Here is a 26,899-nt window from a genome sequence, read left to right as displayed (position 1 = left end):
GGCGGAGCATAGCGACAGCGCAGCCCTCAGATAACCGCCTGCGCGGCCGGATCGCCGGTCGTCGCCGTCACCGTCACCCAATCATGCCCGCCGATGAAGCGGCCGACCTCGCGCCGGTTCACCCCGAGCAGGGCGAAGCCGGCCTCCGCCACCATTGCCGCATAGCCCTCCGCCGCAAAGGACCAAAGATGCTGCTCGCCTGGCAGCACGCCCTGCGGTTCGCCGAGCGGCGAGCCGGCGATGAGCATGCCGGGCTCCATCGCGCGGTAGTCGCGCAGCACCGCCAGGGGATCTGGGCAGTGCTCCAGCACCTCGAAGGCGGTGATGAGGTGGATGCGGGCGCCGCCGGCGATCTCGCGCGCCTGCGCCACGTCGCCCACCTCGAAGCGGCAGTGGTCGCGTCCGGCATTGGCCGCGGCCGCGCGCGCCACGGCGATGCCCGGCGCGTTGAAGTCGAAGCCCAGGAATCGGCAGCGCCCGCGCAGTGCCGGCGGCGGCTCCACGGTGTTCAGCAGCACGCCATAGGAACAGCCAGCATCGACCCAGAGGATCTCCTCCTCCGGGAAGCGCTTCGCCAGCAGGCGCAGCGCGAGTTCGATCTCGCGCGCCGCCTGGTTCAGCCGCACCACGTGGTCCAGCCCGCCGCCGAGCGAATCGAGCGTCAGCGTGATGCCCGGCGCGAAGCCGCTGCGCTGCATGATGCGCGACTCGGCGCGGTAGAAGTCGATGTATTCGGAAAACGGCTTGAGAGGCTTCGGCAGGATTGCCGGGGCGCCGCCCTGCCACGCCAGGCGCCGCGCGAGGCCGGCGGTGCCATTGGCCTCCAGCCCGAAGGCCTCCCAGCTTGCGAGCATCCCGACCATGCGGAACAGCCGGTCATACGCCGCCTGTGCCGCTTCCCAGCCGGCCTCGCTCTCCGGCCCGCGCTCGGCCAGCAGGCCGAGCAGCGTGGTGATGGAGGCGAGCATCGGCGGATCAACCAGCCGTAGCGGCGTATCGGCCTGTCCCTGCAGGGTGGCGAAGCGCGCCTGCACGGCCTCGGCCCGGACCTCGGCGCCCGGTGCGCGTTCCGGCAGCAGCGGCTGCAGTAACGCCGTGCCGGCGAGGCGGCCCCTGGCCAAGCGTTCCAACATCGCCAGGCTATGATCGAGCAGTCGCATCAGGAAGCGCGTGCCCGTCTCCCGCCGCAGTGGCTTGACCAGCTCCGGCGTGGTGCTGGCGATGCGTTCGAGCAGCAGCAGGAAGCCATTCACCAGTTCGGGGCCGCCGGCACGCCGCATGGCGGCAAGGTTCGCCACCAGCACTGCATTGGTGCAGCCGACGAGATGCACATGCGGCACCAGCAGCGGGTTGGCGAGCAGCGCGCGCAGCCGATGATCCTCGGCGCATCCGAGCAGCAGCACCGCCTCCTCGTGGCGGGCGGCGAGGCTGGCAATGGCGGCGCCGCGCGCCGGCAGCTCGAACAGCGTGGCGACCACCGCCAGCCGGCCGCCGGGCGATGGCCGGGCGGTCGGCATGCCGCGCTCGAGCACCGAAAGCTGCGTCTGCAACGCCGCCGCCCAGACATGGTCGGGCGCGACCAGGTCCAGGATCGCCGCCATCAGCGGCAGGTCGAAGCCGAGATGGCGCTCAACGACCGGCGGCTCGCCCTCGTGCCGGGCCAAGGCGAGCCGGTCCACAAGCGTTTCCGGCGCCGCCTCCGCCCAGTCTCCGCCGGGCCAGAACAGCGCGCCGAGCGTCGGTGGCCGCATGGCCCCGGCGGCGAGCACGGTGATGTCGCCGATGGCGATGCCCTTCTGCCGCTCGTCGTGGATCGCCGGGTCGATCTCGGCATGCGACCGGGTGAAGGGCACCTCGATGCGCAGATCGCGAAGACCATTGCCGGCATCCGGCAGGTCGAATCCGGCGACGAGCCAGGGCGAGCCCTCCCGTTGCTGGATCCTCGGCGGCGCGGCAGGCACGACTCCGTCCAGCGTCAGCTTCGCGCCCTCCACGACAGCCCAGTCGAGCACCGAGACGAGCTGAAGCGCGAGTTCCACGCGCTGCGCCGCCGGCGCCGGCAGGCGGATGTCGCTGACCAGGCCCGGCCCGGTCCAGCGGGCGAAGCCGGGGGCCTCGCCCTCGCGCACATGCCAGCCGCGGCCGTGCAAAGCGTCGGCCATGGTGAAGTGGGTCGCGCTGCCATCCACCAGGCTGTCCATCAGCGCGCGGCCGGGGCGGAAGAAGGCGTGCAGGCGGCGCGGCGGCGGCGCCGTCGCCTCGCCGGTAGCCGCTTCGCGGTAGAGCGCGAGATCGGCGCCGATGAATGCCTCGATCGCCGCCTCGGTCGCGTCGTCGAAGGGCGGCGGCGGGGCATCGGGGGCCACGTTCAGCCGCACGATCCGCTCTGGCGGCGCCCAGCCATAGGCGTTGGCGATGCGCGCGAGCGCATCGTCCACTGCTGCGGTGGTGCCGACCACGTCGATCTCCGCCATGCTCGCGCGGGCAGCCTCCAGCAGCGCTGCCTCGTCGAGCATCTCGGCGGTGCTCATGCCGGTCAGCATGCAGCATTGCAGGTTGCGGAAGTGGCGGTCCACGAAGGCCAGGCCGGTGGTGAGGAACTCGCCCAGCGGCAGGTTCCGCGCCGCGAGAAAGGCCTCGCGATGCGCCTCCGGCACCGAGGCCAGGCTGCTGTCCACGCTGCGCCGCCAGTGGCGGTACTGGCTGATCAGCCGCGCGCGGGGCTCGCGCAGCAGCGTCACCGTGAACAGCCGCTCGCCCTGCGGCAGCGCGGCCTCGATGGCGTCCAGCTTGTCGCGGTCGAGATGCGCGCCGACGCCGATGAGCCGGCAATGCGGCGCGCTTTCGGCGAGCTGCGGATGGCTGGCGCCCGCAGTCATGCCGAGGCGGATGCCCGCCTGCGTCTCGGCCAGCGCGAAACGCTGCGACAGCGCTGCGCCGAACGCCGTGCCGGCGGTCTTCGGGATGTGCAGGAAGGCCAGGCGCCGGCCGTGCGCATGACCGAAGCGCTCACCCGCCTCGCGCACCGCGACGGGCGCGGGGACATGGATATTCATGCGAAGGGGTCCTCCTCGACGCGGCTCCAGACGTAGTCACCATGCGGCGCGGTCTCGGTCATCGCTGCGCGGTCCAGCGGCGGCGAGACGAAGATGCCGCCATCGCCCGCCAGCCGCGGCTCGAGATGACGCACGCGGTAGCCAAGGCCGGTCAGCATCTCCCACATCGCGTCGAAGGCGGCGCGCAGCGTAGCGGAAGCGTTGGCATAATGCCCCGCGCTCCATTCGGTGATCAGCTTCAGCCGCGGCGAGGCAGCGATGAGGGTGCGCGCGCCGACAAGCGCCGGCGCTTCCGACCCCTCGATGTCGAGATGCAGGAGGTCGAGCCCGTCCAGCCCGCATTGTGCGATGATGCCGTCGATGGTGGCGGTGCGCGCCTCGAAGGGCACCATCAGGCCGATGCCCTTGATCCAGCGCCCCTGCGCATCGAGCATCTGCGGCAGCGTCGCCGGGCCCCACATCGCCGCCTCCGGCGTGGCGAAGTCGCGCTCGTCGCTGCCGGCAAGGCCGGAGACGCTGCGCGGCGCGCCGCCGCCGAGATATTGCGGATCGAAATGGAAGGTCAGCGCCTGCTCCGGCACGTCGGCCAGCGCGCGGACGATGACCTCGGTGTTGCCGATGCTGCCGTTCCAGTAGAGCGATTTCATGAGGAACGGCACGATATGCGGGTTCGGCTCCACACCGATGACCCGCCCGCGCGCGCCGACCAGCCGCCCCGCCAGGCAGACGAAATAGCCGAAATTGGCACCTGCGTTCAGGTAGCGGTCGCCCGGCCGCAGCAGCTCCTGCACCAGGCGCGTGGTCCAGGGCTCGTGCAGCCCATCGCGCGCGACGCCGATGGCAACGTCCACGTTCCATGCCGGCACCACCAGCATGCCGCCCCATTCCGCCTCGGCCAGCAGCTCGCCGGGGCCGAGCGGCAGCAGGCGCCGCATCGTGCCCGCCCTCACGCGATGTGCTCCCGCAAGGCGCGCAGGGCGACCAGCCCGACGAACCAGGCCAGCAGCAGCGCGGCGAAGGCGCTTGCCGTGCTGACCAGCCGCGCGGGGTAAAGCGCCTCCTCCGGCAGCACCGGGCGCACCACCGGCGCCAGATAGACCTGCTGGCGCGCCGCTTCCGCGCGCGCGCGGTCGAGCCCGGCCATCGCCGCTTCGAGGGCGCGCTGGGCGATCAGCGCCTCGGTCTCCACCCCGGCGAAGTCCTGCATGGAGGCGGCGAGCGCGCCCTCGGCGTCCGGCGCGCCGCTGCTGGTGAGCTGCTGCTGCACGGCCGCGACCTGCGCCTCCATCGCCTGCAGTGCGGCGCGATGCTGCATCACCTGCGGCGCCGCCTCGCTCATCACGCCGAGCAGCCGGGCAAGCTCCGCCTGCATGGCGATGCGCTCGCCCTGCAGCTTCACCAGGTGTTCCGACATCCCCTGCGCCTCGCGCCGCGGATCGACGCTGCGGCGACCCTCCTGGAACTGGCGCATTGCATCCCGCGCCGCGGCGAAGCGGGCCTCGGCGGCTCGCGTCTCGCGTTCGGCGGCGGCGAGCAGGCCGGCGCGGCTGCGTTCCGACATGGCGTTCACCAACTCCTCCGCCGCCTGCTCGACACCCTGCGCCAGCGAGAGCGCCTCGGCGGCGGAGAAGGCACGCACCTCCACCGTCACGATGCCGCTCGCGCGGTCGTAGTACGGCCGCACCTGCCGCTTCCAGGCACGCAGGGCCTGTTCCAGCGGTGCCGCCGGATCGAGCCGCGCGAGTGGGTCCGCCGCGGCGCTGCCGAGGATCGTCCGCACCTGCGCGTGGCGGCCGACGGCGAGCAGCGCCTCGCGGCTCTGCAGGTGTTGCACGACGGCGTAGGCGTCGGTGTTGGTCGGCCCGAATTGCGAGAGCATGCCGCCGGCGGGCATCGCGCGCATCGGATCGGCGTTGCGCACCGCGAAGCGCAGCTCCACTGCATACTGGTCCGCCGCGATGCGCCACTGGTAGCCGGCGAACAGCGCCGTCGGCAGCAGCACCAGCAGCAGGAAGCCGAGCAGCGCGCCCGAACGCCGGCGCGGGGTGCGCGCCCGCATCGGGATTGGCGGCGGCGCGGCCGCGGCTTCCGCCCAGCTGCGCGCGGGCGCGGCGGTTACGGTCTCAAGCATCGGCGACCCCCATGAGATCGGCATAGGCCGCCAGCGCCTCGTCCACCGTCGGGAAGGGCACCAGGCGCCCTCCGTGCAGGATGGCGCAGCACTCGCAGAGGCGGCGGATGGTGTGGCTGTTGTGCGAGACGAGGATCAGCGCGGCACCGCGCAGCTTCTCTTGGAACGCGGCTTGCGAGCGGGCGCGGAAGCGCGCATCGCCCACTTCCGTCGCCTCGTCCACGAGGTAGGCGTCGAAATCCAGTGCGAGCGAGGCGCCGAAGGCCAGCTTCGCCGCCATGCCCGAGGAATACTGCCGCACCGGTGCGTCGATGTCGGGGCCGAGCTCGGTGAATTCCATCACCTCCGCGACCATCGCCCAGGGATCGGCGCCATAGACGCGCGCCAGGAACAGCAGGTTCTCGCGCCCCGACAGGTCGGGATGGAAGGTGCCGGAGAAGCCGAGCGGGAAGGAGACGCGGCCGAACCGGTGCACCCTGCCGGAATCCGGCTCTTCGCTGCCGGCGATCAGCCGCAGCAGCGTGGACTTGCCGGTGCCGTTCGGCCCGAGGATGCCGACGCGCACGCCAGCGGGGAAGGCGAGCGTCGTCGCCTCCAGGATGCTGCGCGTCCCGCCGCCGGCCTGCGGGTAGTGCTTCGCGACGCCTTCGAGCAGCACGATCGGCTCAGCCATGGCGGCGCAGCCTGCGTTGCGCCGCGACGAACAGCAGCGATCCCGCCAGCAGCATGACCACCACCCAGCGGAGCAGGTACTCCGGGTCCAGGAACGGGCTGACGTAATGCGGGAAGTAGGCCTGCCGCATCCACTCGGTGACATGCACCAGCGGGTTCAGCAGCACGAAGCCGCGCACCTCCTCCGGCATGTCGAGCGGATGATAGAAGACGCCGCAGGTGAAGTACTGCACGCGCAGGAAGGACGGCCACAGCTTCTCCCACGCCGTGCTGTAGGCCGAGGCCACGACATTCACCAGCGCGACGCCGAGCCCGAGGCCGAACAGCAGCGCATAGCCGCTGACGATCCCGGCCGCGTCCGCCGGAAGCCCGCCGACGCCGAGCGCGATCAGCAGCCCGACCGTCAGCGCCGCGACGACGAGGTCCGTGCTGGCCGAGAGCACCGCGCGCGCCGCCAGCAGGTCGAACACGCCGATCGCCGGGACCGCCAGCATGTGCCGGTTGGCATGCGCCAGATCCATGGCGCGTTCCGTCACATGCGCGAAGAACAGGAAGGAGAGCACGCCGGTCATGTAGAATTCGAGCATGCTGTCGCCGATCGGCGGCCGGCTGTCGCGGCCGAGCAGGGTGAACACCACCGACAGCAGGATCACATGCGACATCGGCTCGACCAGCGCCCAGGCATAGCCGAGCCGGCTGTTGCTGAACTGCGTGCGCGCCTCGCGCAGCAGCAACGCCTCCACCACGCGCAGACGCGCGCGCAGTGCCGCGAACAGCGGCGGCGGGCGGCGCCGCGGCAGGCGCGAGGGCGGCCGCGCCCATTCGGCCGATGCCCCGAGGGCGGACGCATTGGTGCGCGGCTGCGCGATCTCGGCTGCATGCGCCACGCGGATCAGCTCGGCATGGGGCGCGTGCACCGGCGCGAGCTGCGCCGCACGGTTGGCGGTGGCGATCGCCTCCGCCGGCTGGCCGAGTTCGAGCAGCGCGCTGCTCGCCAGCCGCAATGCCTGATGCGCCTGCGGGTCGGCGCCGAGCGCGCGGCCGCAGGCGAGCAGCGCCGCCGCCGGTTGGCCCGCCTGCAGCAGCAGCCCGGCGAGATGCGCCTGGATCTCCGGCGCCTGCGGCGCCGCTTCGCCGGCGATGCGCGCGGCCTCCAACGCCTGGCCCGGACGGCCGAGCAGCATCCAGGTACCCGAGAGGGCGCGGGCAATCAGCACCGAGCTGGCCGCGCCGCGCCAGGCCGGCAGCAGCACCGCCTCGCCAAGCGCAGGCTCCTGCGCCACCAGCAGGCGCGCGGCGACATCCACCCGCAGCGCCTCCGCATCCGGCCGCTCGGCGAAGCACAGCATCGCCGAGGCGAAGTCGGGTGCGGCCACCGCCGCGGGCAGGCCGAGCCGCGCTGCGGCATCGCTCACGGCCTCGGCCGTCACGTGCGGCAGCAGCGCCGCTGCGCGCGGTTGGTCGTCGAGCAGCAGCGCGAGCAGCAGCGCCGCAGCGGGTTCGGCAACGGGCCGCGTCTGCCACAGCGACGCGGCCCGCGGCCGTGCCCCGGCGCGCAGCGCGGAAAGGATGTCGCCGGCACTCATCGCGCGGGGGCGCGGCTCGCCGCCAGGCTCCGCGCGTCGCTACGCTGGTGCAGGCCCAGGTAGAGCGCGGCGTTGGTGTCGGTGTTGTAGGCCAGCACGCGGTCACGCCGATCGAAGGGTGGATCCGCAGCGATGCGGGCGGCGAGCTCGGCGTAGTTGCCGACATCGAAGAACTCAATCTCGCCGGGGTGGTAGCGTGCCATCTGGAGGAAGGCGCGGTTGCGCGAGGCGATCACCCGGCAGCCCATGTCGAGCGCCATGCAGACCGGGCCGCTGCTGGTCTGCCCGACTTCGAGATAGGGCAGCACCACCGAGGCGCAGATCGCCATGGCCGTGCAGAACTCCGCATCGTCCAGCACGCCCATGAAGTGGATGCGCCCGCGCAGGTCCTGCGGATGCGCACCAAGCAGCGCCGCGGCGCCGCCATCCAGGTTGAGCGCGGCCGGCGCGCTACCGGGTTCGCGCAGCTCATCCAGCACGCTCTGGCCGATACGGCCGGCCTGCAACAGGCGCTCGACATAGGGGTCGATCGGCTGGTGGCGGGCGATGGTGTTCGGGTGAACGCCGCCGAACACCAGCAGGTGGTGGTCGTCCGGCAGCAATCGCAGTGCGCGGATTGCGGTCTCGAAGCCTTTGTACGGCGAAAGGAAGCCGAAGGTACCGATCAGCTTCGCCTGCGGCGGCAGCCGGCGCAGCAGCGGGAAGGCGTCGCGCCGCGCATTGGCGCGGATGGTCGCCGCCTCGACCGGCCGCACGAACGTCAGCGGATGGTGGGCGACCTCCCGGATGCCGTGCAGGTCGCGCAGCAGCCTTGCGTCGCGCCGCGTGTGGGCGATCACGCGCACCGGCTTGCGCTCCTGCATGCGGCGCAGCAGGGCATAGAAGCGCGTGCCCAGCGTGCCCGATCGGTATGTGTCGGCCACCAGCATTGCCGCCCGGAGTAGGCGCATCCGGTTCAGCGCCTGTCCCACCGCCTCCCACGGCACCGCCTCCGAGGCGAGCATGGTGTGGAAGGTGACGCTGACGGCGTTGGCCGCCTCCATCAGGATCCGTGCGCGGCGCAGGATCCGTCCCGTGGTGAGACCGAGCGTGCCATATTCAAGCTGGATATTGACGAAGTCGAATTCTGCGAGACGCGATGCGATATCTTGGACGTGGCGATCGCCGAGCGCCTGGACCCTCCGATGCGGATGCCGCAGCAGGAACTGGTCGAGATCGAACACCTCGACATCCATGAGGGGACCGATCTGGCGCTCCAGCGCACGCGTGTAGGCCGCGATGCCGCAGAGTTCGTCGTAGGAACTGATCACCGCAACCCTGGGTCGGTGACTAGGCCCACCGTTTTGGACGCCGACATCCATTGCGCTTCTCGCTTCTGGAGTATTCAACTGCAGCTTGTATCATGCCAGCCGAAATGATACCAGAGCGTGCGCATTGGGGCGAGATGCTTTGCACAAAATTGCAGAGAGTGGCGCAATATCGAGGCATATCCTGTCATTCAGCCTTCGGGCTACCGACTGATGGTTGCAGATCTCGATTGGCCGGAGACGAGCGCACGGCTCGTCCGCACTGGTGCGTCGCGCGATGCAGCGCCGCTCCTTCCCGTGCTGGCGGGCACGGTTCCCGCGCAGCCGCGCTCGGAGCTCTGGCTCGACATCTCCCGCATGCTCTGGCGGGTGCATCGCGGCACGCTCTCAGGCGTGGACCGGGTCGAGCTGGCCTATGCCGAGCACTTGCTCGCGCGCTGCGGCGAAAGGCTGCGCTTCGTCGCGCATGACTATCGCGGCGGCTTCGCCCTGTTGCCGCAGGCCCTCACCGAGTCGTTGGTCCGCCGTGTCGGCCCGGCCTGGCGTGACGGCACGCTGCGCCGGCTTTCACCGCTCGCGCTGGCGCTGTTCGCCGGCAGCCTGGCCGCCTGGCGCCGACCGCCGGGCGGGGCGAGCCGGGGCGTCATCTACCTCAACGTCTCGCATCATCCGCTGCACCGCGGCACCGCGGTGCAGCGCCTCGTCCGGCGGAGCGGCGCGCGATTCGTCCCGCTGATCCACGACCTGATCCCGCTGGACTGGCCGGAATACGTTTCTCCCGCCGAGACGCTGCGGCATGCGCGGCGGCTGGACACGGTCCGCACGCTAGCCGATGGGGTGATCGCCAATTCCGAGGCCACCGCCGTGGAACTGCGCCGCCACCTGCCGCGGACGCTGCCGGTGCTGGCCGCGCCGCTCGGCGTGGCGCCGGTGTGCCCGGCGCCGCTGCCGCCGCAGGTTGCGGATGGGCGGCCGTTCTTCCTGGTGGTCGGCACCATCGTCGCCCGCAAGAACCACCTGTTGCTGCTGCATCTCTGGCGCCGGCTGGCGGCAGCGGGCGGCGCGGTGCCGAGGCTGGTGATCGTCGGCAGCCGCGGGCCCCGGAACCCGCAGGTGCACGACCTGCTGGAGCGCTGCGCCGTGCTGCGACCGCATCTGCTGGAGTTGGGTGCGGTGTCGGATTCGGTGGTGGCTGGCCTGGCTTGCGCCGCCCGCGCCGTGCTGGTGCCGAGCTTCGCCGAGGGTTTCAGCCTCCCGGTGGCCGAGGCGCTGGCGCTCGGCGCGCCGGTGCTGGCCAGCGACATCCCTGCGCATCGCGAGGTCGGGCGGGACGTGCCGGAGTACCTCGACGCCTGCGACCTGCCGGGCTGGCAGGCGATGGTGGCCGATTACGCGCGCCCCGGCAGCATGCGCCGGGCCCGCCAACTGGCCGCACTGCGCAGTTGGGCCGGCCAGGACTGGACGCGTCACATGGACGATGTGCTGTCCTTCCTGGCGGCGATCGAGGTGGGCGGGTCCGCCCTCGTGCAGCAGCAGGCGTTGAGCGCGCAGGATGAAGCGCCCGGTGTGTACGTGTCACATGTCAGGGAATGATGGCTCCGGCGGTTGGATTCGAACCAACGACCAACGGATTAACAGTCCGCTGCGCTACCGCTGCGCCACGCCGGATCAGCCGTGGGGGGCGCCTATAGCAACCTCATCCACCGGCGGCAACCTCATCCCCCCGCTCCGTGCTCCTGACCTCCAGGAGAATGCAATGCCGGGACGATCATGGCTGAACGCTCGCGCTCCCCGTGCCGGGGCTGGGCGGCAGGGTGTCCGGGTGCTTGTCGGGACCCTGGCCCGCAGTGCGACGGCGCCGCGGAGCGGACGGCATCCGAGTGCGAGGGAAAAAAGGCCGCGGCCGGAATCGAACCGGCATTCACGGATTTGCAGTCCGGTGCATCACCACTCTGCCACGCGGCCATCTGCGCGCTTCTATCCGGCAGCCGCCGGCGCGGGTCAAGCACGGGCTCGGCTTGGCCGGCAACCGGCCGGACCCTATAAGCGCGGGCATGCAACAGGCTGCTGCGATGCAAGGCGAAACAACCCTCGACACGGAGACCCGCCTGGCGGAGGCCCGGCGGCACATGGTGGACGGGCAGCTCCGTCCGAACCGGGTCACCGATCCGCGGCTCCTCGCCGCCATGGGCGAGCTACCGCGCGAGCGTTTCCTGCCGCCCGGCCTCGCCGCCCGCGCCTACGCCGATGAGGATGTGCGGCTGCCCAATGGCCGCGGCCTGATCCAGCCGATGATGATCGCCCGCATGCTGCAGCTGCTCAGCCTTCGCGATGGCGACCGCGTGCTGGTGGTGGGCGCCGGCACCGGCTACGCCGCCGCCGCCGCCGCGCGCTGCGGCGCCCGCGTGGTTGCGCTGGAGGAGGATGCGGAGATGCTTGCCATCGCCCGCCGCGCCCTGCAGGGGCTGGTCGAGCCGCAGGCGCTGCGGCTGGTGAAGGGGCCGCTCACCATGGGCCACGCCAGCGCGGCGCCCTATGACGCGATCCTGATCGAGGGCGAAGTGCCCGAAGTGCCGGAGGCGATCGCCGGTCAGCTCGCCGAGGGCGGGCGGCTGGTCACCGTGCTCTCGGGGGCGGCGCGGGGTGTCTCGTCCCGCGCGGTGCTCTGCCGGCGGGTGGCGGGCAGCTTCAGCCTGACCGATGCCTTCGATTGTGCCACGCTCGCCCTGCCGTCGTTCCGGGCGAAGCCCGGCTTCGTCTTCTGATCGTATGCGATAGGGCACGCGCCTTGTCGGTGCGGGTCGCAGCGGCGCCTGCTTCGCGCAGTTTCCAGCGCCACCCGTTGCGCGCTAGGATCGCCGCATCCGGGGAGTAGATCCGCATGACGCCATCCCGTTTCGCCTTCGCCGCCCTGCTGCTGGCTTCGGCCGCGGCGGTGGGTCCGCGCCCTGCCTCCGGCCAAACCCTGCAGGAGGCCATGGCGCTCGCCTATTCCAACAACCCGACCCTGCAGGCCGCGCGCGCGCAGCTGCGCGCGGTGGATGAGAACGTGCCCCAGGCGCTTGCCGGCTGGCGGCCGACGGTGCAGATCACCGGTGCGGCGGGGCAGACCACCACGGGCACTCGGCCGAACCCGATCGGGCCCTCGGGCAACTGGCGCTCCCGGGACACCACCCAGGTCCAGGCCAGCGTGGCGCAGCCGCTCTATCGCGGCGGCAGGACCGTTGCGCAGACCCGCCGGGCGGAAAATCAGGTGCTGGCGCAGCGCGCACGGCTCTACGCCACCGAGCAGCAGGTGCTGCTCGACGTGGTGAACGCCTATGTCGCGATGATCCGCGACCAGGAGGAGGTGCGGCTCAACACCAACAACGAGCAGGTGCTGTTGCGCCAACTCCAGGCCACCAACGAGCGGTTCCGGGTGGGCGAGATCACCCGCACGGACGTGGCGCAGGCGGAAAGCCGGCTGGCCGGTGCCCGCGCCTCGCGCGCCGATGCGGAGGGGCGGCTGCAGACCTCGCGCGCCACCTTCACCCGCCTCGTCGGCCAGGCGCCGCAGCGTCTGACGCCGCCGCAGCCGCTTCGTCCGCCGGCGCCGAATGCCCGCGAGGCAGCGGTGATGGCCGCCCGCAACAATCCCAACGTGGTGGCCGCCCTGTTCGACGAGGCCGCGGCGCGCGACCAGATCGACGTGCAGTTCGCCGCCCTGCTGCCGCAGATCAGCGTGAACGGCAGCGTCTTCCGCAACACCGGCCAGCAGGCGGGCGGCGCCGCGCTGGACGGCGTGCGGCAGGACGGCACCTCGGTCACCGCCAACCTCGTCGTGCCGCTGTTCCAGGGCGGTGCCGAGCACGCCGCGGTGCGCCAGGCGCGCCAGCAGGCGCAGCAGTCCCGCAACGTGGTTGAGGACCAGCGGCGCGGCGCGGCGCAGCAGGCCACCCAGGCCTATGAGACCCTGGTGGCTGCCCGCGCCACGGTGGACAGCGTCCGCTCGCAGATCCGCGCCGCCGAGATCGCGCTGGACGGGGTGCAGCGCGAGGCGGTGGTCGGCAGCCGCACCACGCTGGATGTGCTGAACGCCGAGCAGGAACTGCTCAACGCCCGTGTGAGCCTGGTGCGTGCGCTGGCGGCGGTGATCACCGCCTCGCACAACCTGGCGGCGGCGGTCGGCCGGCTGACGGCGCGCGACCTGAACCTGCCGGTGCCGCTCTACGATGTGGAAGCCTACTACAATGCGGTCCGGAACCGCTGGGTCGGCTTCGGCGACTATACCGAAGACGCTGCCGTGCAGGGACGCTGATTGATGAGTGGCAACACCGACGCCCCGAAGCCGGGCCCCGGCGATCCGGCGATGGACGATATCCTTGCCTCGATCCGTCGCATCCTGAACGAGGATGACGGCGCCGGCGCTACGCCCCCCGGTGCCGGCGGCGCGGCCGCTTCCGGCGAGCCTGCCTCGGAGCCGCTGGACCTGACCGAATCCATGATGGTGCAGCCCGCCGCGGCGCCGCCCGCCGCGCAGGCCCGGGCACCGGAGCCCGCCGCCCCGGAGCCGCCACGCGCCGCCGAGCCCCCCCAGCCAGCGCCAGCGGTCGAGCCGGCCGAGCCGGAGGCGCCCTCGCCCGGTGCGATGCCGGCCGAGGTGCTGGTCGCGCCCGCGGTGGCGGCGGCGACCACGGCGGCGGTCGGCAGGCTGCTGCGCGCGGTGGTGCAGGAACGCGCCGCCACGGTCAGCCGCGGCGGCCCCAGCATTGAGGATGTGGTGCGCGAGGAGATCCGCCCCCTGCTGAAGGACTGGCTCGACCAGCACCTTCCCCCGCTGGTCGAGCGCCTGGTCCGCGCCGAGATCGAGCGCGTGGTGGGCCGGAACCTCTAGCCCGGACAAGGGCACTGCCGGCAATCGGCTGGCCGCGCGACCAAGGCGGCGCGCGCAGCCCTTGACTGCGCGCGGCCGGCGCGGAAGGGATGCCGGCATGCTGGACAAGACCTTCGACCCCGCCTCGGTGGAGCCGCGCCTCTACGCCCTCTGGGAGAAGGCGGGTGCCTTCGCGGCCGATCCCGCCTCGCCGGCACGGCCCTTCACCATCATGATCCCGCCGCCCAACGTCACGGGCAGCCTGCATATCGGCCACGCGCTGACCATGTCGGTGCAGGACATGCTGACGCGCTGGCGCCGCATGCAGGGCCGGGATGCGCTGTGGCAGCCGGGCACCGACCATGCCGGCATCGCCACCCAGATGGTGGTGGAGCGGCTGCTCGCCTCGCAGGGCCAGGACCGGCGCCAGATGGGGCGCGAGGCCTTCCTGCAGCATGTGTGGGAGTGGAAGGCGCAGTCGGGCGGCGCCATCACGCGCCAACTGCGCCGGCTCGGCGCCAGCCTGGACTGGCCGCGCGAGCGCTTCACCATGGATGCGGGCCTCTCCAGGGCGGTCATCGAGGTCTTCGTCACGCTGCACGCGCAGGGCCTGCTCTACCGCGACCGGCGTCTGGTGAACTGGGATCCGGTGTTCCAGACCGCGATCTCCGATCTCGAGGTGGAGAGCAGGGAGGTCAAGGGATCGCTCTGGCATCTGCGCTATCCGGTGGAGGGCGAGCCGGGCCGCTACCTGACGGTCGCCACCACGCGGCCGGAGACGATGCTGGGCGACACCGCGGTGGCGGTGCATCCCGACGATGAGCGATTCAGGGACCTGGTCGGCCGGCACCTGATCCTGCCGCTGGTGGGCCGCCGCATCCCGATCGTGGCCGATGCCTATTCCGACCCGGAGAAGGGCACCGGCGCGGTGAAGATCACCCCCGGCCACGACTTCAACGATTTCGAGGTCGGCAAGCGGCACGGTCTGGCAATGCCCTCGGTGCTCGACGCCGATGCGAAGGTGATGGTCGCCGAGATCGGCGCCGCGCTCTCGGCCGAGGGCGGGGACCCGAATTTCGTGCACAGCCTGGAGGGCCTGGACCGCTTCGAGGCGCGAAAGCGCATCGTGGCGCGGCTGCAGGAGCTCGACCTCGTCGAGAAGATCGAGCCGCACACCCACCAAGTGCCGCATGGCGACCGCTCCGGCGTGCCGATCGAGCCGCGGCTGACCATGCAGTGGTACGTGGACGCCAAGACGCTGGCGCAGCCCGCGATCAAGGCGGTGGAGACCGGCCAGACCGTCTTCGTGCCGCGCCAGTGGGAGAACACCTTCTTCGCCTGGCTGCGCGACATCCAGCCCTGGTGCGTCAGCCGCCAGTTGTGGTGGGGCCACCAGATCCCCGCCTGGTACGCGCCGGATGGCGCGGTCTTCGTCGCAAAGACGGAGGAGGAGGCGTCAGAGGCTGCGCGCGCGAAGTTCGGGCACGACGTCACGCTGATCCGCGACCCGGACGTGCTGGATACCTGGTTCAGCTCCGCGCTCTGGCCGTTCTCCACGCTCGGCTGGCCGGAGAAGACGCCGGAGCTGGCGAAATACTACCCCGGTTCGGTCCTGGTGACGGGCTTCGACATCATCTTCTTCTGGGTCGCCCGCATGATGATGATGGGCATCCACTTCATGGGCGAGGTGCCGTTCCGCCACGTCTACATCCATGGCCTGGTCCGCGACGAGAAGGGCCAGAAGATGTCGAAGTCCAAGGGGAACGTGATGGACCCCCTGGAGCTGATCGAGGCCTATGGCTCGGACGCGCTGCGCTTCACCATTGCCGCGCTGACCGGCCCGGGCCGCGACGTGAAGCTCGGCCGCAAGCGCGTGGAGGACCACCGCGCCTTCGTCACCAAAATCTGGAACGCCGCGCGCTTCCTGGAGATGAACGGGATAGCAGCGGATGCCTCCCTCGATCCGGCGAGCGCGACGACGCCGCTGGCGCGGTGGATCCTGGACGGCGCCAACCGTGCGGTGGCGGAGTGCACCGCGGCGCTCGAGGCCTACCGCTTCGACGAATACGCCGCCGCCGCCTACCGCTTCGTCTGGGGCAGCTACTGCGACTGGTTCATCGAATTCGCCAAGCCGGTGCTGTACGGCCCCGACAGCGCCGAGAAGGCCGAGGTGAAGGGCGCCGCGCAGCATGTCTTCGGCACCATCCTGCGCCTGCTGCACCCCGTCATGCCCTTCGTGACCGAGGAGTTGTGGCACCGCTTCGGCTATGGTCCGGAAGGCAGCCTGATCCGCAGCGCCTGGCCGGAAGCTGCGCCGGTGCAGGAGGCGGAGGCCGCGCGCGCGGAACTCGATTGGGTGGTCACGCTGATCGGCGAGGTGCGCGGCGCGCGGGCCGAGATGAACGTGCCGCCCTCCGTCACCGTGCCGCTGCTGCTGCAGGGGGCCTCCGGCGCCACGCTGGCCCGCGCCGAAGCCTGGATCGAGGCGATCCGCCGCCTCGGCCGCGCCACCGAGGTGCGCGCGCTGGAAGGCGCCGCGCCGAAGGGCGTGGCGCAGGTCGTCGTCGGCGAGGCGACGGTGATGCTGCCACTGGCCGATGTCATCGATCTGAATGCCGAGCGCGCACGCCTGGCCAAGTCGCGGGCGGCGGCGGAGGCCGAGGCGAAGAAGATCTCGGCCAAGCTCGGCAACGCCGATTTCGTCGCCCGCGCGCCCGAGGAGGTGGTGGAGGAGAACCGCGAGAGGCTTGCAGCGGCACAGGCCGAGATGGCACGGCTGGATGCCGCGCTGGCGCGCATAGCGGACTAGCTTCGCCCGGACTCGCTCCCCGGCGGGGGCTGGGTGGGGGCGGTTGCCGCTCGATCGCCCCCTCAGCCGCCTCAGCGCGCGGCCCGCTCGGCTTCCAGCGCGGCAATGCGCGTCGCGGCCTCGCCGAGCGCGGCCGCCACCATCTCCTCCGGCACCAGTCGCGGGATGTGCTGCGGGCAGTTCCAGTCGAAGCCGGCCACGCGAACCACCAGGGCCCGCGCGGCCGGCGCGCCGGCGGCCTCGGCCAGACGATCCACCAGCGCCGTATCTTCGGCGCGGGTCACCAGCCGGGCACGGCCGAACAGCTTGAGGCGACGCCGTTCCAGGTAATCCGGTACGATCAGGGAAACCCGCTCCTCGCCCCGCAGATTGCCGAGCGTGACGTTCTGGCGGTTGCCGGCCAGATCGGCGAAGGCCAGCGCCGCGCCCGCCTCCACCACCTGCACGAAGCCCGCCGGCCCGCCGCGGTGCTGGATGTAGGGCCAGCCGGCCTCGTTCACCGAGGCGATGAACAACGTGCGCGCGGCGCCGAGATAGGCCGATTCCCGCACGCCGAGCCGGCTGTCCTCGGCGCCGGCTTCCTCGACACGGGCGTAGCCGGCGCGCGAGCCGATCGCCGCCTGCTCGGCGCGGACGGCGCCGGTGAATGCGATCGAGGCGAAGTGGCGACCCATGGACCTGCTCCCGCTGCGGTGGCCGCCGATCTGGCATCGTGCGCCCGGAGGCAGTAGTCATCCGCGTGGAACGACATTCTTCCATTCAGGGAAACAATGGACCGCCTGGACCAGCTCGGCCTCTTCCTCGCCATCGCCGAGGCCGGCAGCCTGGCGGCGGCGGGGCGCCGGCTCGGCCGCTCGCCGCCGGCGATGAGCCGCGCGCTGGCGGACCTGGAGGCGCGGCTTGGCGTGCGCCTGGCGGAACGCAGCACACGCCGGTTCGCGCTGACGGAGGCGGGCCGCCGCCTTGCCGAACAGGCCCGCCACGCGCTGGCCGAACTCGACGACGCACTGCGCGAAGCCGCCGGCCAGGCGCGCGAGCCGCGCGGGCGGCTCCGCCTCGCGGCACCGCTGGTGTTCGGCCGCCGCCACGTCGCCCCCGTGGTCGCCGCCTTCCAGGATGCGCATCCGGCGGTGGCGGTGGACCTGCTCCTCGCCAACCGCGTCGTGGACCTGCTGGAGGAGGGGATGGATGCCGCGCTCCGCATCGGCCGGTTGCCCGCAAGCTCGCTGCGGTCGCGCCGGCTGGGCGAGGTGCGGCGCATCCTGGTTGCCAGCCCGGACTATCTGGCGCGCCGCGGCGTGCCTGACAGCCCCGAGGCGCTGGCGCGGCACGACCTGGTGGTCTTCGCCCCGCACGCGGCGCCGACGGAATGGCGTTTCGCCGACGCGGCGGGGAGGGAGGTCGTGCTCCGCCCGCAGGCGCGGTTCTCCGTGAACGAGGCGGAGGCGGCGGTCGCCGCGGCGGTGCAGGGCAGGGGCATCCTGCAGACCCTTTCCTACCAGCCAGCGGAGGAGATCGCGCAGGGCCGCCTGTTGCGCCTGCTGCGCGGAGCGGAGCCGCCGCCGATCCCGGTGCAGCTGGTCTGGCCAGCCGGGCGCTTCATGCCGGCGCGTCTGCGCGCGTTCCTCGATGCCGCGATCCCGCTGCTTGCGGCACTGCCGGTGCTGCGGGAGGCTTGACTTCGCCCGCCCGCGGAAGGATGGCCGGCGGGCATACGCCAGGGAACCGGCCAGCATGACCAAGTGGGACAAGTCCAAGCTGCCCAGCCGCCACACCACCGTGGGGCCGGAGCGCGCACCGCATCGCAGCTACTACTACGCGATGGGCCTGACGAAGGAGGAGATCGAGCAGCCCTTCGTCGGCGTTGCCACCTGCTGGAACGAGGCGGCACCCTGCAACATCGCGCTCTCCCGCCAGGCGCAGAGCGTGAAGGTCGGCGTGAAGGCCGCCGGCGCCACGCCGCGTGAGTTCACCACCATCACCGTCACCGACGGCATCGCGATGGGCCACCAGTCCATGAAGGCGAGCCTCGCCAGCCGCGACATCATCGCGGATTCCGTCGAGCTCACCATGCGCGGGCACTGCTACGACGCGATGGTGGGCCTCGGCGGCTGCGACAAGACGCTGCCCGGGCTGATGATGGCGATGGTCCGCCTGAACGTGCCGTCCGTGTTCATGTATGGCGGCTCGATCATGCCGGGCCGGCACAACAACCGCGACGTGACCGTGCTCGACGTGTTCGAGGCGGTCGGCCAGCACGCCGCCGGCAACATGACCGACGAGGAGCTGTTCGAGCTGGAGCAGCATGCCTGCCCCGGCGCCGGCGCCTGCGGCGGGCAGTTCACCGCCAACACCATGGCCTGCGTCTCCGAGGTGATCGGCCTCGCGCTGCCCGGCTCTGCCGGCGCCCCGGCGCCCGATGAGAGCCGCGACCACTGGGCGGTCAAGTCGGGCGAGGCCGTGGTGGAGCTGATCCGCCGCAACATCCGCCCGCGCGACATCGTCACCCGCGACGCGCTGTTCAACGCCGCAGCCGTCGTCGGCGCAACGGGTGGGTCCACCAACGCCGCGCTGCACCTGCCGGCGATCGCGCACGAGGCCGGCATCAAGTTCGACCTGCACGACGTGGCCGAGATCATGCGCGCCACGCCGCACATCGCCGACCTGAAGCCGGGCGGGAAGTATGTCGCGCTCGACGTGTTCAACATCGGCGGCGTGCCGGTGATCATCAAGGCGCTGCTCGATGGCGGCTACCTGCGCGGCGACGCGCTGACCGTCACCGGCAGGACGCTGGCGGAGAACCATCGCGAGGTGATCGTGCCGAAGGACCAGGACGTGGTGCGCCCGGCCTCCGACCCGATCTCGCCGATCGGCGGCGTGGTCTCGCTGAAGGGCACGCTCGCGCCCGAGGGCGCGATCGTGAAGATCGCAGGGATGAAGGCGCTGCGCTTCGAGGGCGCCGCGCTCTGCTTCGACTGCGAGGAGGACGCCTTCAGGGCGGTGGACATGCGCGCCTACAAGGCGGGCGACGTGATCATCATCCGCTACGAGGGGCCGAAGGGCGGGCCGGGGATGCGGGAGATGCTCTCCACCACCAGCGCGATCTACGGCCAGGGCATGGGCGACAAGGTTGCGTTGATCACCGATGGCCGGTTCAGCGGCGCGACGCGCGGCTTCTGCATCGGCCATGTCGGGCCGGAGGCCGCGGTCGGCGGCCCGATCGCCCTGATCGAGAACGGTGACAGGATCGTGATCGACGCCGAGAAGGGCACCATCGACCTGATGGTGGACGAGGCCACGCTGGCCAGGCGCCGCGCCGCCTGGACACCGCGCAAGACCGACTACAACTCCGGCGCGCTGTGGAAATACGCCCAGCTCGTGGGCCCGGCGGTGAACGGCGCGGTGACGCATCCCGGCGCCGCCGAGGAGAGCCATATCTACGCCGACCAGTAGAACACAGGCCGGGGGAGGGAAGGGCGGGGCGCCTTGGTCCCGCCTCATCCGCCCCCGATCCGCCGCGAAGCCGCCTGCACTTCGGCGTCTGGCAGGCGTTGTATGGGCTGGCAGGGTAGTGCTTCCGCTGCCTTCGCCCGCCCCGGAGGGCAAGATGCGATCGCTTCGCCTGGCTTTCCTGTTCGCCCTGTTGGCCGTCACCCCGGGCTGTGTTGTCGCCGGCAGCACCGGTCCCGACTACGGCTATGGGTACGGCTACGGAAGCAGCGGCTATTCCCGGCCGTATTACGCGCCGGCGCCGGTCTATCGGCCGTTCCCGGTCTATCGGCCATACTACGCACCCGCACCTGTCTATCGCCCGCGCTATGCTCCCGCACCTGTCTATCGCCCACACTATGCTCCCGCACCTGTCCATCGCCCGGCGCCGTCCCGGCCCGGTTGGGTGCATCGCGATCGCGAGCAGCGGGGTGAGGTGCGTCGGCACGATGGCGGCAGGCGCGGCGAGCAGTTCGGCCCCGGATCCGGCAACGCCCGACGCGAGATGCGGAATCCGTATCGGCAGGAGCAATAGGAGCAGACGCGTCGGTCGCGCCACGCCTCAGGCGTCGAGCGTGACGATCACCGGCGTGTGATCGGACGGGCTTTCCTCGGTTCGCGGCGTGACATCCACCTCCGCCGCGACCAGCCGTTCCGCCAACTCCGGGCTCAGCAGCGCGTGGTCGATGCGCAGGCCGGCATTGGCGTCGAAGGAGGCGCCGTAGTCCCAGTAGGTGTAGATCCGCTCGCCTGGATGCAGCGCGCGCAGCGCGTCGGTCAGGCCGAGATGCTCCAATGCCCGCCAGGCCGCACGCGTCTCCGGGCGGACCAGCGCATCGCTCGGCTTCAGCACGCCGGGGGCGAGATCGAGTTCGGTCGGGCAGACGTTGAAGTCACCGAGCACCGCGAAGGGCGTGAAGGCATCGAGCCGCGCCGCCGCCAGGCTGCGCAGCCGCGCCATCCAGGCCAGCTTGTAGCCATATCCCTCATCGCCGCCGGAATTGCCGTTCGGCAGGTAGATGCCGGCCACCCGCGTGCCGGCGGCCGCAACCTCGATGTAGCGGACCTGGGCATCGGCCGCATCGCCCGGAAGGGACTCGGCCACCACCTCGAAGGGAATGCGGCCGAGCACTGCCACGCCGTTGCGCCCGCCCGGCTGGCCGACGGCATGCAGGCGGTAGCCGGTACCCTCGAATTCCAGGCCGGGGCATTCCTCGGTGCGGCATTTCAGCTCCTGCAGGAACAGCAGGTCGGGCTGCTTGCGCTCGAGGAAGCGGCGCACATGTGCGGCGCGCTTCCGGATCGAGTTCACGTTGAAGGTGGCCAGGCGGATCATGCGCCCGGGAGAGTGCCCCCTGGCGCGGTGAGCATCAACCGACGCTGAAGCTGGTCCCGCAGCCGCAGGCGCTGACCGCCTGGGGGTTCTTCACCGCGAAATGCGCGCCGATCAGCGCCTCGTTCCAGTCCAGCTCGGAGCCGGCGAGCAGTTCCAGGCTCACCGGGTCCACGAAGACGCGGGCCGGCCCCTGCTCGATCACCAGGTCCTCGGCCGCCGGGGCGTCCTCGATCCCAAAGCGGTACTGGAAGCCGGAGCAGCCACCGGCATCCACGGCCAGCCGCAGCCCGCCGGCGGGCTTGCCCTCCCGCGCGGCGATCTCGGCCACCTGCTCGGCGGCGCGCGGGGTCACGCGGAAGGCGGTGGGGGCTTCAGTCGTGGCGGCATCCATGGCGAGGCGATCTCCTTGGCCCGGAAGATAGGGCGGGCGTTCCGGCGTTGCCACCTCTTCCCGTTGCGGCGGCGCGGCGCGTGATGCTAGGCCCGTCGGCATGGATCCCATGCGGTTGCCCGATGGGCTTGCCCCCTGGGCGGTGCGCGCCGCCGAGTCTCGCGGCCGGCTGCATCCGGAGCCGGGCGGCGGCGCCCGCTCCCCCTATCAGCGCGACCGCGACCGCATCATCCACTGCACGGCGTTCCGCCGCCTGCAATACAAGACGCAGGTCTTCGTCTACCACGAGGGCGACCATTTCCGCACCCGCCTGACCCACAGCCTGGAGGTCGCGCAGATCGCCCGCTCCATCGCCCGCGAGTTGGCGCTGGACGAGGATCTGGCGGAGGCGCTGGCGCTCGCCCACGACCTCGGCCACCCGCCCTTCGGCCATGGTGGGGAGGATGCGCTGGATGCGATGATGAAGCCCCATGGAGGCTTCGACCACAACGCGCAGTCGCTGAAGGCGGTGACGCTGCTGGAGACGCGCTATGCCGGCTTCGATGGGCTCAACCTGACCTGGGAGACGCTGGAGGGCCTGGCCAAGCACAACGGCCCGCTGCGCCGTCCGCCGCCCTACATCGCCGAATATGACCGCCGGCACGCGCTGGAGCTGACCAGCCATGCCAGCGCCGAGGCGCAGGTCGCCGCGATTGCCGACGACATCGCCTACAACAACCACGATCTGGATGACGGCGTGCGGGCGGGGATGTTCACGCTGGAGGATGCCGGCAGCCTCGCCCTGGTCGCCCAGGCCTGGGAGGAGGCGCGCACCGCCAACCCGACCCTGCCGCGCGACCGTGCGGTGAGCGAGACGGTGCGGCGCGTGATCAACCTGATGGTCAACGACGTCGTCGCCGAGACGCGCCGCCGCATCGCCGTGCTGGCGCCGGGGAGCGCGGACGACATCCGCGCCGCCGACCGCCCGGTGGTGGGCTTCTCCGAGGCGATGATGGAGGCGAACAACGCGCTGCGCGCCTTTCTCTTCCAGCGGATGTACCGGCACTGGCGGGTCAACCGCACGACGCAGAAATGCAAGCGGGCGCTGCAGATGCTGTTCACGCTGCTGCATGGCGAGCCGCGGCAATTGCCCCCCTGGTGGCAGGCCAAGGCGGGCGACGCCGGCAGCCCGGCCGCGGCGGCGGCGGTGTGCGACTACCTGGCGGGGATGACGGACCGCTATGCGCTGGAGGAGCACAAGCGGATGACCGATCCGAGTGTGCCGGGATAGGGCGCATTGTGCAGTTCACAAGCCTGGTCGGTTTTCATCGAACGGCAGCTCGTAGTTGTCCCCGAATCGAGGGTGTGTCAGGTCGAGTTTTTTGATGAAGTCATTATAGTCGCCACTAAGCTTCATAACGGTGATTACTGCAGACAAATGCTCCCGCAACCTTGGGTGGCCTACATCATCCGTCAGGCGCTGAAATAGCGCATGGCGACGCCTGCCACTTGGCGTCTTCGGGACAGCAGCCTGCAGTTCTTCGAGAACCCTAGGCGCGAGCCGCCTGTAAATGATGTCGTTTGTGAGGTGACCAAAATATTGAGGTCGCTTAACGGTATCGCGAGGGAACTCAAGGCCCCGCAACCGAAAAAGATGCCCATAGAATTCGTCTGGAAATGTTCGAACCCATGGGCGAATTTCTTTTGCAATAAAAGCTTCGAGTATTTCGGCAAGGGCATTGGCAGCTCGCTCACGCTGAAATCCTGTTGCTTCGTCTACTAGACCGATGATGCCGACCCGAGTCAGACCGCGCGCGAGCAGCCGGCAGGCCGCAGCGATGTGCTCCTGGTTCCTACGAAGCACTCCAGCGCGCTCTGCATCGGCAAAGACGTCACATACGTCAGGAAGCAATTCTGCTCGATAGCCGATCATTTCTTGGCCACCATAGCTGAACGGAATTGGCGCTGAATTCTCCGTCAAGCCGTCGGGCCAGAAGGGTCTAAGATTCTCTGCGGTCAGGAACACAGGGGTCTGAAACTCGTCGTCAAATCGGCGACCGCCCTTCACCTTTCCAGTACGTCCAATTGCCCTCACAAATCCAGCACGCGCCAAGACACGGGTTTCATCTTCAAGCACGTAGCACTGCAATTCCTGATCGGCGATCCGCAAAACACCTTCACGGCTGATCGCTTCTCTCACAGTTGGTAGCTTACCCCACCGTGTTGCGGCAGCCCGTTGCGCTATTTGCTGACGCCGTTCAGGCGAAAGGCGCTCCGCTCGTGCGTGTCCGCCAGCCGCGCGCCGCTTCCCAGGATCACTCATTGCTGCTCCATGCCTGCAATCCGCGTTGCAAGCATATGCATGCTTCCATCGAATGCAAGCATTATCCGGCCCCCGTGATTGCGAAACGGCGTGCTTGGCCGTGCACGAGGCTGCATGCCCACGCATGCGCGGCCGCTCAGCCCCTACCCTTCAGCGCCACCCGGTCGATCTTCCCCGTCCCCGTCTTCGGCATCTCCGCCACGATGTCCACCACCCGCGGGTACTTGTAGGGCAGCAGCGTCTGCTTCGCGTGCGCCTGCAAGGCTGCCGCCAGCGCCGCCGCATCCGCCGCCGGATCGGCCGGCACCACATATGCCTTCAGCGTCATCCGCCGGTCCGGCAGCGCCATGGCAAGCACCGCGACCTCCCGCACCGCCGGGTGGTTGGCCAGGCACAGCTCCACTTCCATCGGGTGCACCCACTGGCCGCTGACCTTCACCAGGTCGTCGGCGCGGCCGCGGAAGTAGTGGAAGCCCTCGGCGTCGCGCACGAAGCGGTCGCCGGTGCAGATCCAGCCGGATCCGCGCATGGTCTCGGCGGTCTTGTCGAAGCGGTTCCAGTAGCCGGGCGCGTTGGAATGGCCGCGCACCCAGAGGATGCCTTCGGCACCCTCCGCCACCTCCGCCACGCCGTCCGGATCGCGCAGGCTGACCTCGTAGCCCGGCACGCGGCGGCCGGCTGCGCCGGGGCGGCGCGCATCGGCGCTGTTGGAGAGATAGATGTGCAGCACCTCCGTGCTGCCGAGGCCCTCGACGATCGGCAGCCCGGTTTGGCGCTGCCACAGCGCAGCGACTTCCTCCGACAGCACCTCGGCAGCGGAGATGCAGAGCCGGAGGCTGGACGTGTCGGCGCCGGCGGCCTCCGGCGCATGGGCGAGCGCGGTGTAGAGCGTCGGCAGGCCGAAGAAGACCGTCGGGCGATGCGTCCCGATCGCGGCAAACACCCGCGCAGCGTCGGGCCGGCCGGACAGCAGCACGGAAGAGGCGCCGGCGGCGAAGGGGAAGGTCAGGCTGTTGCCAAGGCCGTAGGCGAAGAAGACCTTGGGCACCGAGAAGCAGATGTCGTCGGGCGTCAGCTTCAGGATGTGGTCGGCATAGCTTGCGGCGGTGTAGGCCATGTCGTGGTGCAGATGCACCACGCCCTTCGGCCGGCCGGTGGAGCCGGAGCTGTAGAGCCAGAAGGCCATGTCGTCGCGGTGCGTTTCAGCGGCGGGCAGGGTGTCGCGGCGGCCGGCGGAGAGGGCGTCGAGCGTGGTCACGGCGAGGCCGGGCGGCGCGGCGGGGGCGACGCCGCCAGCGATGATGGCGGTGGTGAGCGCGGTGTCGGCGACCGCGTCCTGCGAGAGCGTGGTGCCGGCCAGCCCGGCCTCGATCACCGCGACGCGCGCCCCGGTGTGGGTCAGGTAGAAGTTCAGCAGGTCGGGCGGCGTCAGCGTGTTGACCAGCACCGGCACCAGGCCGGCGCGCAGCGCGCCGAAGAAGGCGATGGGCATCGCGGGCGTGTCGTCCAGCAGCAGCAGCACGCGCTCCGACCGCCGCAGGCCGAGCGACAGCAACCCATGCCCGAAGCGCGCGGCGGTGGCGCAGAGCGCGGCATAGGTCAGCATGCCGCCTTCATGGTGGATCGCCGGGCGGTCGGCATGGCCTCGCGCGAGGTTGTCGAACAGCACGGACGCGGCGTTGAAGCGGGCCGGGAGGCTGAAGGCGATCTCGCGCGCGCCGGGGGCGTCGTCGGGGCAGGTGTCGGGGGGGAGTTCGGCGCTCATGCGGCAGGCTCCGGTCGCTCGGCGCGGACCCGCGCGACGAAGGCGGGGGCGATGCGCGCCAGCCGGTCCAGCTTCACCCGGCCGGACCGCTGGATGTAGGAGAGCGCGAAGTCGATCGGCGCCAGCTCCATGTGCCGCGCGAACTCCTCGTACCAGGCGGCGGAGGCGTCGGCGGCCTCGGTCAGCGTCTCCACCACCGGGCGGCGGGCGGCCTCGAAGGCGGCGAGGGCGGCGGGGATGTCGCCCCAATGCGCGTCCAACGCCTTGGCCAGCGCGATCGCATCTTCGAGCGCGAGCCGCGTGCCGGAGCCGATGGAGAAATGCGCGGTGCGCAAGGCATCGCCGATCAGCACAATGTTGCCGTCGTGCCACCGCGCATTGCGCAGCACCGGGAAGCGCCGCCAGACGGAGCGGTTGGAGATCAGCCCGTGCCCGTCGAGTTCGGGTGCGAACACCTCCTCCAGCAGCGCGCGCGTGCGGTCGGGGTCCATGGTCTGGAAGCCGGCGGCGGCGAAGGTGGCGGCGTCGCACTCGACGATGAAGGTGCTCATCCCCGGCGCATAGCGGTAGTGGTGCGCGTTGAAGACGCCGAGCGGCGTGCGGCGGAAGGTCTGGGTCAGCGTGTCGAAGCGCTGCGTCGTGCCGAACCAGGCGAAGCGGTTGGTGAGTTCGCGGATTTCCGTGCCGAATTTTCCCGAGTTGCGCAGGGTGGAGTTCACGCCGTCGGCGGCGACGATCAGGTCGTGGTCGGCGAAGGCCTCGGGGCCGCGGATGGCGGTGTTGAACTCTGGCTCCACGCCGAGCGCGCGGCAGCGATCCGTCAGCAGGCGCAGCAATTCGAGGCGGGCGATGGCGGTGAAGCCGATGCCGTCGATCAGCACCTGGCCCTCGGGGTGGTTGAGCGTGATGGCCTGCCAGGATTCAAGCCGCGCCGTCAGCGCCGCATGCAGGCCGGGGTCGTCAGCGGCCAGGAAGTCCAGCGCCTTGTCGGAGAACACCACGCCGAAGCCGAAGGTCGCGCCCTCCGGGTTCTGCTCCACCAGGCGAATCCCGGCCTCCGGCCGCCGGGCGCGGAGCAGGGCGGCGAGGTGCAGGCCGGCAGGGCCCGCTCCGGCGATGGCGATTCGCATCCTGAGCTTCCCTCCTCCGTCGCCGGGCAGGGTAGCCGTGGCGGCGCGGGCATGGCGAGGTCGCCCCCGCTGG

General features: G+C 71.0%; 20 protein-coding genes and 2 tRNA genes. 8 read left to right on the top strand and 14 right to left on the bottom strand.

Features of this window, described 5'->3' with window-relative positions:
- Positions 1 to 26: 26 nt before the first annotated feature.
- Genes ACESM1_RS08645 through ACESM1_RS08620 form a run of 6 tightly spaced genes read right to left on the bottom strand, consistent with a single transcriptional unit; the run spans position 27 to position 8,755 of the window.
- Positions 27 to 3,056 carry a methyltransferase domain-containing protein gene (locus ACESM1_RS08645; protein WP_372619303.1) on the bottom strand — a complete coding sequence of 1,010 codons (3,030 nt, stop codon included), beginning with the start codon at positions 3,054 to 3,056 and terminating at the stop codon, positions 27 to 29.
- The gene (locus ACESM1_RS08640; protein WP_372619302.1) at positions 3,053 to 4,006 is read right to left on the bottom strand and encodes an FkbM family methyltransferase; all 954 of its coding nucleotides are present in this window, start codon (positions 4,004 to 4,006) and stop codon (positions 3,053 to 3,055) included. Before ACESM1_RS08640 ends, ACESM1_RS08645 begins: the two co-directional genes overlap by 4 nt.
- Positions 4,003 to 5,187: a hypothetical protein gene (locus ACESM1_RS08635; protein ID WP_372619301.1), complete on the bottom strand. Its 1,185-nt coding sequence runs from the start codon at positions 5,185 to 5,187 to the stop codon at positions 4,003 to 4,005. Before ACESM1_RS08635 ends, ACESM1_RS08640 begins: the two co-directional genes overlap by 4 nt.
- Entirely contained in the window at positions 5,180 to 5,860 is a 681-nt protein-coding gene (locus ACESM1_RS08630) for an ABC transporter ATP-binding protein (RefSeq protein ID WP_372619300.1), read from the bottom strand. Before ACESM1_RS08630 ends, ACESM1_RS08635 begins: the two co-directional genes overlap by 8 nt.
- Positions 5,853 to 7,445 carry an ABC transporter permease gene (locus ACESM1_RS08625; protein ID WP_372619299.1) on the bottom strand — a complete coding sequence of 531 codons (1,593 nt, stop codon included), beginning with the start codon at positions 7,443 to 7,445 and terminating at the stop codon, positions 5,853 to 5,855. Before ACESM1_RS08625 ends, ACESM1_RS08630 begins: the two co-directional genes overlap by 8 nt.
- Positions 7,442 to 8,755 (bottom strand): hypothetical protein, encoded by a 1,314-nt coding sequence (locus tag ACESM1_RS08620; RefSeq protein WP_372619298.1) that lies wholly within the window; start codon positions 8,753 to 8,755, stop codon positions 7,442 to 7,444. The genes ACESM1_RS08625 and ACESM1_RS08620 overlap by 4 nt, the downstream gene beginning before the upstream one ends.
- A 210-nt stretch (positions 8,756 to 8,965) precedes the next feature.
- Here ACESM1_RS08620 and ACESM1_RS08615 point away from each other — a divergent pair, with 210 nt between their 5' ends.
- Positions 8,966 to 10,345, top strand: a complete 1,380-nt coding sequence (locus tag ACESM1_RS08615; protein ID WP_372619297.1) for a glycosyltransferase family 4 protein — start codon at positions 8,966 to 8,968, stop codon at positions 10,343 to 10,345.
- Here the strand turns inward: ACESM1_RS08615 and ACESM1_RS08610 are convergent.
- Both ACESM1_RS08610 and ACESM1_RS08605 read right to left on the bottom strand, forming a co-directional pair.
- Positions 10,346 to 10,420: transfer RNA gene (locus ACESM1_RS08610), tRNA-Asn, on the bottom strand.
- Positions 10,421 to 10,646: 226 nt separating this feature from the next.
- A tRNA-Cys gene (locus tag ACESM1_RS08605) sits at positions 10,647 to 10,717 on the bottom strand.
- A 107-nt stretch (positions 10,718 to 10,824) separates the two neighbouring features.
- On the opposite strand from ACESM1_RS08605, the gene ACESM1_RS08600 reads away from it, so the two are divergent.
- From ACESM1_RS08600 to ACESM1_RS08585, 4 genes are all read left to right on the top strand, one after another.
- Positions 10,825 to 11,517 (top strand): protein-L-isoaspartate O-methyltransferase family protein, encoded by a 693-nt coding sequence (locus ACESM1_RS08600; RefSeq protein WP_372619296.1) that lies wholly within the window; start codon positions 10,825 to 10,827, stop codon positions 11,515 to 11,517.
- A gap of 116 nt (positions 11,518 to 11,633) precedes the next feature.
- Positions 11,634 to 13,049 carry a TolC family outer membrane protein gene (locus ACESM1_RS08595; protein WP_372619295.1) on the top strand — a complete coding sequence of 472 codons (1,416 nt, stop codon included), beginning with the start codon at positions 11,634 to 11,636 and terminating at the stop codon, positions 13,047 to 13,049.
- A gap of 3 nt (positions 13,050 to 13,052) precedes the next feature.
- Positions 13,053 to 13,625, top strand: a complete 573-nt coding sequence (locus ACESM1_RS08590; protein ID WP_372619294.1) for a DUF2497 domain-containing protein — start codon at positions 13,053 to 13,055, stop codon at positions 13,623 to 13,625.
- A 97-nt stretch (positions 13,626 to 13,722) separates the two neighbouring features.
- On the top strand, positions 13,723 to 16,413 hold the full coding sequence (locus tag ACESM1_RS08585; protein ID WP_372619293.1) for a valine--tRNA ligase: 2,691 nt from the start codon (positions 13,723 to 13,725) through the stop codon (positions 16,411 to 16,413).
- Between the two features lie 71 nt (positions 16,414 to 16,484).
- Here ACESM1_RS08585 and ACESM1_RS08580 read toward each other — a convergent pair whose 3' ends face one another.
- Positions 16,485 to 17,087, bottom strand: a complete 603-nt coding sequence (locus ACESM1_RS08580) for a pyridoxamine 5'-phosphate oxidase family protein (RefSeq protein WP_372619292.1) — start codon at positions 17,085 to 17,087, stop codon at positions 16,485 to 16,487.
- A 96-nt stretch (positions 17,088 to 17,183) separates the two neighbouring features.
- Between ACESM1_RS08580 and ACESM1_RS08575 the strand changes: the two genes are divergently transcribed.
- Both ACESM1_RS08575 and ilvD read left to right on the top strand, forming a co-directional pair.
- A complete protein-coding gene (locus ACESM1_RS08575; protein ID WP_372619291.1) occupies positions 17,184 to 18,092 on the top strand; it encodes a LysR family transcriptional regulator in 909 nt (302 codons plus the stop codon).
- A gap of 55 nt (positions 18,093 to 18,147) precedes the next feature.
- Positions 18,148 to 19,866, top strand: a complete 1,719-nt coding sequence (ilvD, locus tag ACESM1_RS08570; protein WP_372619290.1) for a dihydroxy-acid dehydratase — start codon at positions 18,148 to 18,150, stop codon at positions 19,864 to 19,866.
- A 598-nt stretch (positions 19,867 to 20,464) separates the two neighbouring features.
- Here ilvD and xth read toward each other — a convergent pair.
- Positions 20,465 to 21,235, bottom strand: coding sequence for an exodeoxyribonuclease III (xth, locus tag ACESM1_RS08565; protein WP_372619507.1), 771 nt, complete (start codon positions 21,233 to 21,235; stop codon positions 20,465 to 20,467).
- A 37-nt stretch (positions 21,236 to 21,272) separates the two neighbouring features.
- Complete coding sequence (locus tag ACESM1_RS08560) at positions 21,273 to 21,629, bottom strand: HesB/IscA family protein (protein ID WP_372619289.1); 357 nt, start codon at positions 21,627 to 21,629, stop codon at positions 21,273 to 21,275.
- Between the two features lie 109 nt (positions 21,630 to 21,738).
- Between ACESM1_RS08560 and ACESM1_RS08555 the strand changes: the two genes are divergently transcribed.
- The gene (locus ACESM1_RS08555) at positions 21,739 to 22,899 is read left to right on the top strand and encodes a deoxyguanosinetriphosphate triphosphohydrolase (protein ID WP_372619288.1); all 1,161 of its coding nucleotides are present in this window, start codon (positions 21,739 to 21,741) and stop codon (positions 22,897 to 22,899) included.
- A 15-nt stretch (positions 22,900 to 22,914) separates the two neighbouring features.
- On the opposite strand, the gene ACESM1_RS08550 is transcribed toward ACESM1_RS08555, so the two are convergent.
- From ACESM1_RS08550 to ACESM1_RS08540, 3 genes are all read right to left on the bottom strand, one after another.
- A complete protein-coding gene (locus tag ACESM1_RS08550; protein WP_372619287.1) occupies positions 22,915 to 23,808 on the bottom strand; it encodes a P63C domain-containing protein in 894 nt (297 codons plus the stop codon).
- 259 nt (positions 23,809 to 24,067) lie between these two features.
- Entirely contained in the window at positions 24,068 to 25,696 is a 1,629-nt protein-coding gene (locus ACESM1_RS08545; RefSeq protein WP_372619286.1) for a benzoate-CoA ligase family protein, read from the bottom strand.
- Positions 25,693 to 26,826, bottom strand: a complete 1,134-nt coding sequence (locus ACESM1_RS08540; protein ID WP_372619285.1) for an FAD-dependent monooxygenase — start codon at positions 26,824 to 26,826, stop codon at positions 25,693 to 25,695. Before ACESM1_RS08540 ends, ACESM1_RS08545 begins: the two co-directional genes overlap by 4 nt.
- Positions 26,827 to 26,899 lie beyond the last annotated feature (73 nt).

It is taken from the genome of Falsiroseomonas sp., from assembly GCF_041690465.1.
In the GTDB taxonomy this organism is placed as follows: Bacteria; Pseudomonadota; Alphaproteobacteria; order Acetobacterales; family Acetobacteraceae; genus Falsiroseomonas.
The sequence above is the reverse complement of the archived record's forward strand: the minus strand, read 5'-3'. Positions and strand labels throughout refer to the sequence as shown.

What these genes read in the sequence shown, in the direction of transcription:
- ACESM1_RS08540 (WP_372619285.1), bottom strand. Translation starts at nt 26,826, where the DNA reads ATGCGAATCGCCATCGCCGGAGCGGGCCCTGCCGGCCTGCACCTCGCC.
- ACESM1_RS08625 (WP_372619299.1), bottom strand. Translation starts at nt 7,445, where the DNA reads ATGAGTGCCGGCGACATCCTTTCCGCGCTGCGCGCCGGGGCACGGCCG.
- ACESM1_RS08645 (WP_372619303.1), bottom strand. Translation starts at nt 3,056, where the DNA reads ATGAATATCCATGTCCCCGCGCCCGTCGCGGTGCGCGAGGCGGGTGAG.
- ACESM1_RS08555 (WP_372619288.1), top strand. Translation starts at nt 21,739, where the DNA reads ATGCGGTTGCCCGATGGGCTTGCCCCCTGGGCGGTGCGCGCCGCCGAG.
- ACESM1_RS08630 (WP_372619300.1), bottom strand. Translation starts at nt 5,860, where the DNA reads ATGGCTGAGCCGATCGTGCTGCTCGAAGGCGTCGCGAAGCACTACCCG.
- ACESM1_RS08595 (WP_372619295.1), top strand. Translation starts at nt 11,634, where the DNA reads ATGACGCCATCCCGTTTCGCCTTCGCCGCCCTGCTGCTGGCTTCGGCC.
- ACESM1_RS08585 (WP_372619293.1), top strand. Translation starts at nt 13,723, where the DNA reads ATGCTGGACAAGACCTTCGACCCCGCCTCGGTGGAGCCGCGCCTCTAC.
- ACESM1_RS08635 (WP_372619301.1), bottom strand. Translation starts at nt 5,187, where the DNA reads ATGCTTGAGACCGTAACCGCCGCGCCCGCGCGCAGCTGGGCGGAAGCC.
- ACESM1_RS08600 (WP_372619296.1), top strand. Translation starts at nt 10,825, where the DNA reads ATGCAAGGCGAAACAACCCTCGACACGGAGACCCGCCTGGCGGAGGCC.
- ACESM1_RS08615 (WP_372619297.1), top strand. Translation starts at nt 8,966, where the DNA reads ATGGTTGCAGATCTCGATTGGCCGGAGACGAGCGCACGGCTCGTCCGC.
- ACESM1_RS08560 (WP_372619289.1), bottom strand. Translation starts at nt 21,629, where the DNA reads ATGGATGCCGCCACGACTGAAGCCCCCACCGCCTTCCGCGTGACCCCG.
- ilvD (WP_372619290.1), top strand. Translation starts at nt 18,148, where the DNA reads ATGACCAAGTGGGACAAGTCCAAGCTGCCCAGCCGCCACACCACCGTG.
- ACESM1_RS08580 (WP_372619292.1), bottom strand. Translation starts at nt 17,087, where the DNA reads ATGGGTCGCCACTTCGCCTCGATCGCATTCACCGGCGCCGTCCGCGCC.
- ACESM1_RS08545 (WP_372619286.1), bottom strand. Translation starts at nt 25,696, where the DNA reads ATGAGCGCCGAACTCCCCCCCGACACCTGCCCCGACGACGCCCCCGGC.
- ACESM1_RS08590 (WP_372619294.1), top strand. Translation starts at nt 13,053, where the DNA reads ATGAGTGGCAACACCGACGCCCCGAAGCCGGGCCCCGGCGATCCGGCG.
- ACESM1_RS08575 (WP_372619291.1), top strand. Translation starts at nt 17,184, where the DNA reads ATGGACCGCCTGGACCAGCTCGGCCTCTTCCTCGCCATCGCCGAGGCC.